This window comes from Protofrankia sp. Cas8 (assembly GCF_963555845.1).
Taxonomy (GTDB): domain Bacteria; phylum Actinomycetota; class Actinomycetes; order Frankiales; family Frankiaceae; genus Protofrankia.
This window is the reverse complement of record NZ_CAUVXI010000174.1, coordinates 1-11897: the sequence shown is the minus strand read 5'-3', so window position 1 is coordinate 11897 and position 11897 is coordinate 1. Positions and strand designations below refer to the sequence as shown.

At 69.3% G+C, this 11897-nt stretch carries 13 protein-coding genes; 1 reads left to right on the top strand and 12 read right to left on the bottom strand.

All coding sequences use genetic code 11. The features are described from left to right. The 12 genes from secD to pgsA form a co-directional block, all read right to left on the bottom strand. The coding region (gene secD / locus U9977_RS20615) for a protein translocase subunit SecD (protein WP_322750932.1) at positions 1–1660 on the bottom strand (1660 nt) is incomplete at its 3' end. A 492-nt stretch (positions 1661–2152) separates the two neighbouring features. After that, positions 2153–2698 carry a preprotein translocase subunit YajC gene (gene yajC, locus U9977_RS20610; RefSeq protein ID WP_322750931.1) on the bottom strand — a complete coding sequence of 182 codons (546 nt, stop codon included), beginning with the start codon at positions 2696–2698 and terminating at the stop codon, positions 2153–2155. 426 nt (positions 2699–3124) lie between these two features. Beyond that, on the bottom strand, positions 3125–4156 hold the full coding sequence (gene ruvB / locus U9977_RS20605) for a Holliday junction branch migration DNA helicase RuvB (RefSeq protein WP_322750930.1): 1032 nt from the start codon (positions 4154–4156) through the stop codon (positions 3125–3127). Positions 4157–4164: 8 nt separating this feature from the next. Continuing rightward, entirely contained in the window at positions 4165–4872 is a 708-nt protein-coding gene (ruvA, locus tag U9977_RS20600; protein ID WP_322750929.1) for a Holliday junction branch migration protein RuvA, read from the bottom strand. Then, complete coding sequence (gene ruvC, locus U9977_RS20595; RefSeq protein WP_416210719.1) at positions 4869–5369, bottom strand: crossover junction endodeoxyribonuclease RuvC; 501 nt, start codon at positions 5367–5369, stop codon at positions 4869–4871. The genes ruvA and ruvC overlap by 4 nt, the downstream gene beginning before the upstream one ends. A gap of 264 nt (positions 5370–5633) precedes the next feature. Continuing rightward, the gene (locus tag U9977_RS20590) at positions 5634–6389 is read right to left on the bottom strand and encodes a YebC/PmpR family DNA-binding transcriptional regulator (protein WP_322750927.1); all 756 of its coding nucleotides are present in this window, start codon (positions 6387–6389) and stop codon (positions 5634–5636) included. Further along, a complete protein-coding gene (gene pdxT, locus U9977_RS20585) occupies positions 6386–7036 on the bottom strand; it encodes a pyridoxal 5'-phosphate synthase glutaminase subunit PdxT (protein WP_322750926.1) in 651 nt (216 codons plus the stop codon). Before pdxT ends, U9977_RS20590 begins: the two co-directional genes overlap by 4 nt. Positions 7037–7047: 11 nt before the next feature. Further along, complete coding sequence (gene pdxS / locus U9977_RS20580; protein ID WP_322750925.1) at positions 7048–8013, bottom strand: pyridoxal 5'-phosphate synthase lyase subunit PdxS; 966 nt, start codon at positions 8011–8013, stop codon at positions 7048–7050. Between the two features lie 262 nt (positions 8014–8275). Continuing rightward, positions 8276–8878, bottom strand: coding sequence for a hypothetical protein (locus U9977_RS20575; RefSeq protein WP_322750924.1), 603 nt, complete (start codon positions 8876–8878; stop codon positions 8276–8278). Positions 8879–8931: 53 nt separating this feature from the next. Further along, a complete protein-coding gene (locus U9977_RS20570) occupies positions 8932–10089 on the bottom strand; it encodes a glycosyltransferase family 4 protein (protein WP_322750923.1) in 1158 nt (385 codons plus the stop codon). After that, positions 10086–11021 (bottom strand): phosphatidylinositol mannoside acyltransferase, encoded by a 936-nt coding sequence (locus U9977_RS20565; RefSeq protein WP_322750922.1) that lies wholly within the window; start codon positions 11019–11021, stop codon positions 10086–10088. The genes U9977_RS20570 and U9977_RS20565 overlap by 4 nt, the downstream gene beginning before the upstream one ends. Before the next feature lie 36 nt (positions 11022–11057). Next, complete coding sequence (gene pgsA, locus U9977_RS20560; RefSeq protein WP_322750921.1) at positions 11058–11693, bottom strand: phosphatidylinositol phosphate synthase; 636 nt, start codon at positions 11691–11693, stop codon at positions 11058–11060. On the opposite strand from pgsA, the gene U9977_RS20555 reads away from it, so the two are divergent. Beyond that, the coding region (locus U9977_RS20555) for a hypothetical protein (protein ID WP_322750920.1) at positions 11694–11897 on the top strand (204 nt) is incomplete at its 3' end.

Here is an 11897-nt window from a genome sequence, read left to right as displayed (position 1 = left end):
AGAATCGGCTGGTCGCGAACAACGGCATGCGGACGAGCAGGGAGACAACCGGTTTGGTGAAGATGAACATGATCAGAATGTCGATCAGCGTTGACAGCCCAAGCGTGAACGCGAATCCCCGGACGGACCCGACCGAGAGAACGTACAGCACCGCGGCGGCGAGGAAGGAGACCGTGTCCGCGGACAACATGGTCCGCCGGGCTGACGGCCACGCCCGGTCGACTGCCGCGCGCACGCTGCGGCGGGCGCGGACCTCGTCCTTGATGCGCTCGAAATAGACGACGAAGGAGTCCGCGGTGAGGCCGATGGAGACGATCAGACCGGCGATACCGGCCAGGGTCAAGGTGAATCCGATCCACCGGCCGAGCAGCACCACAGCGGCGTAGATAAGCAGGCCGCTCACCGCCAGCGAGCTGATCACCACAATCCCGAGGGCCCGGTAGTACAGGAACGAGTACAGGACGACCAGCAGCAGACCGATGGCACCCGCCAACAGGCCGGCCTTGAGTGAATCCTTGCCCAAGGTCGGGGATACCGACTCGGCGCTGGACTGCTCGAATGCCAGCGGCAGCGCACCATAGCGCAGCACATTGGCAAGATCCTGAGCGCTGGACTGGGTGAACGACCCCGATATCTGTGCGTCCCCGGCGATGCGGTCATTGGTGCTCGGCGCGGACTGAACCACGCCGTCGAGAACGATCGCCACCTGCTTGCCGATCGTCTCCTCGGTCAACTTGGTGAACTTGGCCTGCCCGCTGCCGGTAAAGCTGACGTTGACGACCCACTGGCCGGTACTCACAGACGCGCTACCGCCGGAACTGGCCAGTCCCGCCGTAGCCGATTTCACGTCGGTTCCCACCACCTCGGCGGGCATGAGCAGGTATTTGGTCGCGCCCGCGCGATCGCAGGCGGCAACCCACTCGGACGGCTTCTCGGTGCTCGCGGTCCGGCGGTGTGCATCCGACGGGGCGCAGGTCAGTGCCTCGAACGCGCTGATGACCGCCGCCGGTGGCGTGGCACCAGCGGCGGCCGCAGCGGCCTGATCCGTCGCCGCCGGCGGCGAGGACGGCGCGGCGGGCGCCGGCGAGCCCGTCGTGGCAGCCTGCGTGGTAGGCGCCTGGGTCGTGCCCGCCTGCGTGGTAGCCGCCTGCGCGAGCAGGCCGCTGCTCACGACATCCGATCGAGTGGTTGTGGACTCAGACGGCTTCGCAGTGGCCCCCGGCGTCCCGGAAGGCGACGTGGCGGCCGGACCTCCGGATGAGGTTGCGCCGGGAGCCGGTGCCGGCGAACCATTCTGACCCACAGCTGGGGTCTGACCCGGAGCTGGGGCCGATGTCGGCGCCGGTGCAGGCGCCGCAGCCGCGGGCGCCGACGTGGCGACCTGGCGGAAACGCAGTTCCGCCGTCTGGCCCACCAGCGCAACAACATCATTGCGGCCGCGGCCGGGGACCGCGATCTCGATCTGCGTGTTATTCCGCTTGACCTCGGCCTCAGCGACGCCAAGACCGTTGACACGCTCACGGATGATGTCGACAGCCTTGTCGACCGCCCCGCTGTCCACACCCCTGCCCGCTTCGGTCGACCTGGGCGTGAGAATCACGCTGGTGCCGCCCTGCAGGTCGAGCCCGAGCTTCGGCGTCCAGGTACCCGTCAGGGCCATGACCCCGTAGAGCAACACCAGAAGGCCGGAAAGGACCCCGATCCGGGACCAGGCGGGGCGCGTGGCCTTACGCCGTGGCCCTGACCCTTGTGCCAACGGATGTCCCTTCGTCACGCGCCGGTGCGCTCATTTCACTGTCTGTTCCAGTGCTTACGTCAGTGCTTACCTAGCTGCTTACGTCGGTGCCTTCGTCAGTGCCTTCGTCAGTGCCTTCGTCAGTGCTCACGTCGCCCGTCTGATGGAGCAACCGGCCCACCGCAGGCGACCTCAGATCCGGCAGTACCGCCGGAAACGCACAGCGGACCATGTTCGCTCCGCATACGGCCGGCCAGGACAACACCGGCCGAGACAACAGTGTCAGCCGCGCCCAAAGTATCGGAACGACTGTCAAGCTGGATGCGTTCCTGTACCCCGTTCAGGCAGGCCCGTCCTGGAGCCCGTTTCCGACCGTCTGTCCGGCCCGTTCGGATGATGTCGCATCAGCGGACCGCACTACCCACCGGGCGCATCCGACTTCCCCGACGTCTTCCCGTTCCCGGGAGAGTCGCTCTTGGTCACGTCCGTCTTGGTCACGTCCGTCTTGGTCGCGTCACTCTTGGTTACGTCCGTCTTTGTCATGTCGATGTGCGAGTTGGCCGAACCGTGGTCGTCAACCCCGGCATCACCCGGCGCGACGTCGTGATCCGAGTAGCCCTCGACCGCCTCGGCATCGTCCGGCGCGTCGTCGTCCGACGCCTCGTCGTCCGACGCGGAGACAACCCTGGCGATCGCCGTGCGAGCGAACCGGCACACGACGTCCGGCGCGACCTCCAGTAGCACGTCACCCTCGTCGACCTCGACCACCGTCGCGTAGAGCCCGGCCGTGGTCACCACCAGGGTGCCCGGAACAAGCGAGGCCAGCGTCTGCTGCTGCGCCCGCTGGCGGCGCCGCTGGGTCGACATAAAGAAGAAGACAACCACCACAATCAGGATCAGCGGCAGAAAACCGCCGATCCCGCTACCGCCACCATTCTGGGCCGCCGTCTCGGCGACCACCATTGCCTGCACGTCCACGTCCTCCCATGTAGTGCGGCCGATGCTACGTACCGACCGCGGGCTCGTGACGCGCAGGCCCCCCAGCGACCCGGGGACTTCAGCCGCCGGCGCTGCGACAGAACCACGATCGCATCGCCTTCGGCCCGCCAGTCACCCGGGGACTTCAGCCGCCGGCGCTGCGACAGAACCACGATCGCATCGCCTTCGGCCCGCCAGGGCGCTCTTAGCACGCCCAGCAACAGGGGACGCGGCGTCGCGGGGCTCGGGCACGCACCTCGCCGCATCGCTCTCCATCCATCGCTGCGCGATGCACGGGGTACCCCGGCTCCGTCGGTCGACACCCACAACCTCCGGTGCCTCCCTCCTCCGTCTCGCGATCTACGTACCCCAGCCCCGCTCCTTCATCCACGCCCCTGTTGCCGGGCACTCTTACCGCGGGACCTGAGAACGTCCCAGGGCATCATCAAGGGGATCAAGACCGAGATGGGTGAACGCGGCAGGGGTGGCGATCCGCCCGCGGGGGGTCCGGGCCAACAGACCCGCACGGACCAGGAACGGCTCGGCGACCTCCTCGACCGTGTCGGGTTCCTCCCCCACAGCGACCGCCAGAGTCGTCAGGCCCACCGGACCGCCGCCGAAGCGGCGCACCAGCGCCTCCAACACGGCCCGGTCGAGCCGGTCCAAGCCGAGCGCGTCTACATCATAGACGCGCAGGGCGGCCCGGGCGACCTCGCGCGTGACGATTCCGTCCGCCCGCACCTCGGCGTAGTCACGAACCCGGCGCAGCAGCCGGTTGGCGATCCGCGGCGTCCCACGCGACCGCCCGGCAACCTCGGTGGCGCCGTCGCCGGTGAGACGTACCCCCAGCAACCCGGCCGAGCGGGTCAGCACACTGGTCAGCTCATCGGGATCGTAGAAGTCCATGTGTGCGGTGAACCCGAACCGATCACGCAGCGGGCCGGTGAGAAGACCTGACCGGGTGGTCGCGCCAACCAGGGTGAACGGAGCGAGGTCCAGCGGGATCGCGGTCGCGCCGGGGCCCTTGCCGAGCACCACGTCGACCCGGAAGTCCTCCATCGCGGCGTAGAGCAGTTCCTCCGCGGGGCGGGCGATCCGGTGGATCTCGTCCAGGAACAGCACGTCGCCCGGAGCGAGCGCGGTGAGGATCGCGACGAGATCTCCCGCGCGTTCGACCGCCGGACCGCTGGTCATCCGCAACGGGACCGACAGCTCCCGTGCGATGATCATCGCCAGGCTGGTCTTGCCCAACCCGGGTGGCCCGGACAACAGGACGTGGTCGGGCGGACGGGCGCGGGCCCGCGCCCCTTCCAGCATGATCGTAAGTTGCTCGCGGACCTTCTGCTGGCCGATGAACTCCGCCAGGCTCCCCGGCCGCAGACCGGCCTCGAACGCCTGCTCCTCCGGCTCAGCCACCGGCGAGACCAGACCCTCGGCATCCACGGGCTGCATCACCGGGGCCGCAGGGCGGCCAGCGTCCGGCGCAGCAGCAGAGCTACCGTGTCCGGCGCCTGATCGTCACCGACAGCGCCAGCGTCACCCAGGCCGTTGTCACTGGCGCGCACTGTGGTCAGCGCGTCCTCGGCCTCACGCGCGGTGTAGCCAAGCCCGAGCAGCGCGAGACGAACCTGTTCGGCAACGGCGACCCGGGGTCTGTCTGGCACCGCCGACGGACCGCCGCCCACGCCGGCATCGCTGTTCGCGTCGGCACCGTTGTCCGCGCCGGCGTTCCCACCCTGGGCCACGGGCACCGACATCGGCGCTGCGAGGCGGTCCTTGAGATCGAGGACGATGCGCTGCGCACCCTTGCGGCCGATGCCGGGCACCTTGGTCAGAGCGGCCAGATCCTCAGCCGCGACCGCGCGGCGCACGCCGTCGGGGCTGTGCACGCCGAGGACGGCCTGGGCGAGCCGGGGACCGACCCCGGACGCGCTCTGCAGGGTTTCGAAGACGTCACGTTCGTCGGCATCGGCGAACCCGTAGAGAGTGAGCTCGGTCTCCCGGACGACCAGGGTGGTGGCCAGGCGTGCATCCTGGCCTACCCGCAGCCGTGACAGCGTCGCGGGGGTGCACTGCACGAGCAGCCCGACCCCACCGACCTCGACGACGGCTGCTTCGGGTGACAAGGCTGCGACCGTGCCCGAAACAGAAGCGATCATCGACCGGTCTCCTTCCGGACAGCCTGGCCAACAGCCTGGCCACCGTGGACCGCAGCCGCCATCCTGGCCAGCGCCGGGCCACGCCACAGGTGGCACAGGGCCAGCGCCAGGGCGTCCGCCGCATCGGCCGGACGCGGCGGATCGGGCAACCTCAGCAGGCGGCTCACCATGAACGCCACCTGGGCCTTGTCCGCCCGGCCGCTACCGCTGACCGCGGCCTTCACCTCGCTGGGCGTGTACAGCGCCACCGGTAGGCCCCGCCGGGCCGCCGCGACGATGGCCACCGCCCCGGCCTGCGCGGTACCCATGACCGTCCGGACGTTGGCCTGACTGAACACCCGCTCGACCGCGACCGCATCGGGGTTGTGCCGGCCGATCCATTCATCCAGGCCCTGCTCAAGTGCCCACAGCCGGGCTGCGACGTCGTCGGTGGCCGGCGTGCGCAGCACACCGACCGCAACCAGCGAGGCGTTCCGGCCGGGGCCGCCGTCAACCACACCGAGACCGCAGCGCGTGAGCCCCGGATCGACACCGAGCACCAGCACCAGCGCCCTCCCGCTGGCTGGTCCGCGGACCAGCCGTTCTGAATCCTGACTTCAGCTACCGTCGACCATTGTGGCCCCGGGACGGTTCGCCACGGTCGCGACACGCGCGAACGTCCGTTCGACTCTCGAAACGCCAGGTCGCACCTGACACCCGCGCGTTGCGATGCGCGAGGAGTGAGGCGCGAGGGGTGACTGGCAGCCGGCGAGGAAAACCCGTCAGGCCGAGACCAACTCCATGATCTCATCCGAGATGTCAGCATTAAACCAGACATTTTGGACATCGTCGAGATCTTCCACCGCCTCGACGAGTTTGAGGACCTTGCGGGCGGATTCCTCGTCCAACGGCACGCTGATGCTCGGCAGCCACGACAGGTCCGCGGCCGAAACCGCGAGCGCGGCGCCCAGCGCGGCGACCCGCACCGCATTGAGGTCCGTCGCCTCGGACACGACCTCGAAGGCGTCACCCAGGTCGTTGACCTCCTCAGCGCCGGCGTCGAGAACGGCGACCAGGACGTCATCCTCGCTCAGACCGGGCGTTTTGGGGACCAGGACGACGCCCTTGCGGTTGAACAGGTACGAGACCGAACCGGGGTCCGCGACGGTACCACCGTTTCGGGTGATCGCGACCCGGACGTCGGAGGCGGCCCGGTTGCGGTTGTCGGTGAGGCACTCGACCAGGACGGCCACACCGCTGGGCCCGTACGCTTCGTAGGTGATCTCCTCGTAGTTGACGCCGCCGGCGAGCTCCCCCGAGCCCCGCTTGACGGCCCGGTCGATGTTGTCGTTCGGCACCGACTGCGACTTGGCCTTGGCAATGGCGTCCGCCAAGGTCGGGTTTCCGGCCGGGTCCCCACCACCGGTCTTCGCCGCCACCTCGACCGACTTGATCAGTTTTGCGAACAGCTTGCCACGACGCGCATCGACGACTGCCTTCTTGTGCTTCGTGGTCGCCCACTTGGAGTGACCGCTCATGCCCTGCCCCTCACCTGTACCGACCCCTGCCTTCCACGATTGCCTGTGACAACGTCGACGAACATCCGGTGTATCCGGATGTCACCGGTCAGCTCCGGGTGGAACGCCGTTGCCAGCAGATTGTCCTGGCGGACCGCGACAATTCTGTCACCAACCCGGCCCAGAACCTCAACCTCGTCCCCGACCTTCTCCACCCACGGTGCCCGGATGAAGACCGCTCGAACCGGGCCGCCGGCGACACCGACGAGATCGATATCCGCCTCGAACGAGTCCACCTGGCGGCCGAACGCGTTGCGCCGCACGACGACATCCAAGCCTGCGAGCAGCGGTTGGCCGGGTGCGGCGTCCAGGACCTCGCGGGCCAGCAGAATCATGCCCGCACAGGATCCGAACACCGGCAGCCCGTCCGTGATCGCCGCACGCAGGGGTTCCAGCCAATCGAACACGCGCAGCAGCCGCCCGATCGTGGTGGACTCCCCACCGGGCAGGACCAGCCCGTCCACCGCTTCCAGATCGGACACGCGCCGGAGCTCCATCGGGTCGGCGCCGACAGCGCGCAGCGCCCGGACATGCTCGCGGACGTCGCCCTGCAGTGCCAGCACGCCCACCCGCGCCGGCCGCGCCGGCCGCGCTGCCGGGGCGATCATGCCGAGGTCGCTCACCAGCCGCGATCGGCGAACCTGGCCGCGGGCTCCAGCTCGCCGGTGCTGATGCCGACCATCGCCTCCCCGAGACCACGCGAGACCTTCACCAGGACGTCGGCGTGGTTGTACATGGTGGTGGCTTCGACGATCGCCCGCGCACGCCGCGCCGGATCACCGGACTTGAAGATGCCCGAGCCGACGAACACGCCGTCGGCGCCCAGCTGCATCATCAGTGCCGCGTCCGCGGGCGTGGCGATGCCACCCGCGGTGAACAGGACGAGCGGCAGGCGCCCCAGGCTCGCGACCTCGGCCACGAGCTCGTAAGGGGCGCGCAGATCCTTGGCCGCGGCGAACAGCTCGCTGGGGTCCAGCACCGACAGGCGGGCGATCTCCGCTCTGATCGTGCGCATGTGCACGACGGCGTTGGACACCTCGCCGGTACCCGCCTCACCCTTCGACCGGATCATCGCCGCACCCTCGCCGATGCGACGCAGCGCCTCACCCAGGTTGGTCGCGCCGCAGACGAACGGGACGGTGAACCGCCACTTGTCGATGTGGTGGTGCGGGTCGGCGGGGGTGAGGACCTCGGACTCGTCGACGTAGTCGACCCCCAGCTGCTGGAGCACCTGGGCCTCGACGAAGTGGCCGATACGCGCCTTGGCCATGACCGGGATCGACACCGCCTCGATGATCTCTTCGATCATCTCCGGGGCGCTCATGCGAGCCACCCCACCCTGGGCACGAATGTCGGCCGGCACCCGCTCCAGGGCCATCACCGCGACCGCCCCGGCATCCTCGGCGATCCTCGCCTGGTCGGCGGTGACCACATCCATGATCACTCCGCCTTTGAGCATCTCCGCCATGCCCCGCTTGACCCGGGCCGTCCCCACCTGGGTACCGGCGGAGCGGGGAGGCTCGGCCACCCGTGCGGGCCCGTCGTCGGGCTGCGCAGGCTCGGGTGCGGTCAGGCCATCGGACATGACTCGCCTCTCTTTACACGGATCCGTCGGGAGCAGGTGTCCCTGCCCACGCGAACGTCGACAAACCGGACTTCGGCCTCCCGGGCCACCGGCGGATGTGCGCATTCGCACCGGACGGGGGACGCCTCATCGTACGGCCGAAGTACCACCTGAATCCCACCCGGGCACCCGGGTAGGCACACGGGCGGTCGGAGACGAGTGGTCGCGACGGCATGCCGCACGCCGCATGCCGCATGCCGCACGCCGCATTACAGAAAGGGCATCATGGAGCGAATCCGGTCATATCACCATTCAAGGTACCACCGTCGGGCTTGTGCCCGTCAGCATCGCCGTCGATCTTCCCGTCTCCGCCACTGCGCACCGGGAGGGCGTCGTCGATCTCGAAGTAGGCGGGCAACGGTCTGCGCCCGGACAAGCGCAGTATCCGGACGACCCGCCTGCTTCGCAACGCCCGGACATCACGGACCGCGTCATTGTGCAGCTGGCGGGCAAGGGCCACCCTCGCCGCGGCGACGTCCACCGCGTGCAGGGCGTCAGGCGCGCGATCGGCTGTCGCCGCGACCTGCGCTGACCGCAACGCCCGGCTGAGGTTGTTCTCCACCGCTTCGGCGTCGTTGTCCAGCGGACCGTCAGCAGCGAGAGCCGCATGCGCCGCCCGCGCCCGCGCCACCGCCTCGCCCAGCTCCGCCAGTTCGCACTGTCGGACGAGTTCCCCGGCCGCGGCCACGCGCAGCGCCAGCTGGGCGGTCAGTCCCGTGCGGGCGTCGGTGACCCGCACCGCGAGGCGGTCGAGACGGCTCGCGAGCCAGGTGAGGTACGTGGCGATCAGAACGATGACCGCGACCGTGAGGACAACTAGGGGCACCTCGCGCAGCGTAGTCAACACCGGGTGAGGCCGCGCCAGGGGATTGACTCCGATCAAGCAGAATGACGGATCGCCTTCTGCTGGGAACCCACCGCTACCGATACCGGCGCGTCGCCGGCGACCATCTCGTACACTCCGACGATACTTTTCGCGATCCTCGGCCAGTCATAGGCGGTTACCACCGCCCGGCCCCGATCGCTGAGGCGGCCACGCTCGCCCGGATCGGCCAGCAGCCCGGCAAGCGCATGGGCAAGCCCCGCCGCATCCCCGACCGGGAACAGCCGGCCGGCGTGGCCGTCGTCGAGGACGCGACGGAAGGCGTCGATATCGCTGGCCACAACCGGCGCGCCGGCGGCCATCGCCTCCAGCAGGACGATGCCGAAGCTCTCCTGCCCCGTGTTCGGCGCGCAATAGATCTCCCCCGAATGGAACACCCGCGGTTTGTCCGCGTCGGAGACCAGACCGAGCAGGTGCACCCGGTCCCGCAGACCCGGCTCCACCCGGTCGAGCACCGCCTCGCCGTCGCCCGGGCCGGCGACCAGCAGTCGCGCCCGCTCGCACCGCGCCACCAGCGTCGGCAAGGCCGCCAGCAGCACGTCCAGACCTTTGCGGGGCTCGTCGATACGCCCCAGGAAGACCACGGTCGCACCGCCCGGTGGGCGCGTGGGCAGCGGTGTGGCGTCCCGGAAGGTGCCCACCGCCACGCCGTTGGGAATAAGGATCGCGTCCACGCCGAGATGTTCGACGATCGTTCGCCTCGCCGCCTCGGACACCGCGATCCGGGCCCGGACCTTCTCCATCGACGGCTGCAATGCGCCGTGCGCAACCGTCAGGATCTTCGAACGCGGGTTGGACGTGTGGAAGGTGGCGACGATGGGACCGTCGGCAAGCATGCAGGTGAGCAGGCTGACGCTGGGCGCTGTGGGCTCGTGCACGTGCAACACGTCGAAGTCGTTCTCCCGCAACCACCTGCGCACACGGGCGGCTGACACCGGCCCCATCAGCAGCCTGGCGACCGAGCCGTTGTAGGGCACCGGCACCGCGTGGCCCGCGTCCACGGCATAGGGCGGGAGGGTTGTCTCATCGTTGACCGGCGTGATCACCGAAACGTCGTGACCCAGCCCGATGAGAGTCTCGGCGAGGTCGCGCACATGGACCTGAACCCCTCCGGGCACGTCCCAGGTGTAAGGGCAGGCCAGCCCGATCTTCATGTTTCCACTCCGGCCGGCGGCGGGCAGGATGCGGGCTCAACCGGCTCAACCGGCTCAACCGGCTCAACCGGCTCAGCCGCAGCGGCGGTCGCCGGCTCGTCCCGCCAGATGCGTTGGAGCATGTGCCAGTCCGCGGGGTAGGCCGCGATTCCCTCGGCGAAGGCGTCTGCCAGCGCCTGGGTCATCTGCGCTACGTCGGTATGCGGCACAGCCGGGTGAATGCGCACACCCCAGCCGTCCGGATCGAACCACAGCGTGGCAGGCAGCAACGTCGCCCCGGTCCGCAGCGCGAGCGCGGCCGGCCCCGGCGGCATCGTGGCTGTTGCTCCGAAGAAGGTGACCGGCACCCCGTCCGCGGACAGGTCACGGTCGGCCAGCAGGCACACCGTGCCGCCGGCGAGCAGGCGATCCGCCAACAGGTCAAAGGGTGGCCGCTCACCACCGGTGAGCGCGATGACCTCCATGCCGAGCGCGGAGCGGAACCGTATGAACCGGTCGAACAGGGATGCCGGTTCCACCCGTTCGGCAACTGTCGTGAACGGTTCCCCGTTCGCGGCGAGCCACGCGCCGGCATGCTCCCAGTTTCCCATGTGCGGCAGCGCCGCGATGGTGCCGCGGCCGGACGCCAGTGCCGCCCGTAGCCGCGGTTCCGCCACCATGCGCATGCCCTTGATGATCCGTTCGCGCGGCATGTCCTGCAGCCGGAAGACCTCCAGCCAGTAGCGGGCGTAGGACCGCATGGCAGCTCGTGTGAGATCGTCGAGGTCGGCGTCGGGTGGGACTGTTCGCGCCAGGTTTGCGCGCAACCGACGGACTCCGCGGCCGTCCCGGCGCACGGCCGCATCGGCCGCCGCGGTGAACATCCGCGCGGCGACACGCTCGGGCAGGACACGCACGACCCGCCAGCCCGTCGCATAGGCCAGGTCCGTCATCCGGGCACGCGCAGTCGTCAACGCCGGCCGGCCCCGTCAGTGGACCCGCGTTGCCGCGGGCGGTTCGACCGGCGGCCGGGCCGCCCGCCCGGCAGCGCCCTGGCCTCGCCCCAGGTACTGCCGATGGACATGGACGATCCGCTGCGCCACCGTCAACACCGTGGCCGCGGCGAGAAACCACAGCGCGGCCGGTAGCAGATACGGCACGCCCAGTCCGTAGAGACCCGCGGCGACCAGAACGACCAGAAGCCGCTCACCGCGTTCGGCGAAGCCGACGTCACAGTGAAATCCCAGCCCTTCCGCCCGAGCCTTGACATACGAGATGATCGAACCAGCCGTCAGGCAGATCAGGGCGGCCACACACAGCGGCAACGAATCACCGTCACCGGCGTACCAAATGATCAACGAGCCGAAGATGGCGCCGTCACCGACCCGGTCGGAGGTGGAGTCCAGAAACGCACCCCACGGCGAGGAGATCCCGCGAGCGCGGGCGATGAGTCCGTCGATGAGGTCGGAGACGGCGAACAGTGTGATGACGACAGCGCCGGCGAAGAAGACCCCGCGGGTGAAGAAGCCCAGCGCCCCACCGACCACGCCGATGGTGCCCACGATGGTCACGGCATCCGGTGACACCCGCGACCGGGCCAACCGCTCACCCAGAGGATCGAGCACGTGCTGGATCTGCGGTCGCGCCTTGCTAGCGAGCATGTCCCGTCCCGTCCCGTACGTCCCGCACTGCTCGTTCACAGTACTGCCGGCACGATCGGCAACCGCCACATCATTCGGCTGACACGGGTTGTTCACACGCCCGTCAAGGAGGAATCTGTTCCCAAGGGGCTCGCGTTCCCTGCAGGGCTCACCTTCCCTGCGGGGCCC

Coding starts and splice junctions, on each gene's coding strand:
- U9977_RS20565 (WP_322750922.1), bottom strand. CDS start 11,021: ATGACGGACCTGGCCTATGCGACGGGCTGGCGGGTCGTGCGTGTCCTG.
- ruvA (WP_322750929.1), bottom strand. CDS start 4,872: ATGATCGCTTCTGTTTCGGGCACGGTCGCAGCCTTGTCACCCGAAGCA.
- yajC (WP_322750931.1), bottom strand. CDS start 2,698: ATGGTGGTCGCCGAGACGGCGGCCCAGAATGGTGGCGGTAGCGGGATC.
- pdxT (WP_322750926.1), bottom strand. CDS start 7,036: ATGATCGCCCCGGCAGCGCGGCCGGCGCGGCCGGCGCGGGTGGGCGTG.
- U9977_RS20570 (WP_322750923.1), bottom strand. CDS start 10,089: ATGAAGATCGGGCTGGCCTGCCCTTACACCTGGGACGTGCCCGGAGGG.
- pdxS (WP_322750925.1), bottom strand. CDS start 8,013: ATGTCCGATGGCCTGACCGCACCCGAGCCTGCGCAGCCCGACGACGGG.
- U9977_RS20590 (WP_322750927.1), bottom strand. CDS start 6,389: ATGAGCGGTCACTCCAAGTGGGCGACCACGAAGCACAAGAAGGCAGTC.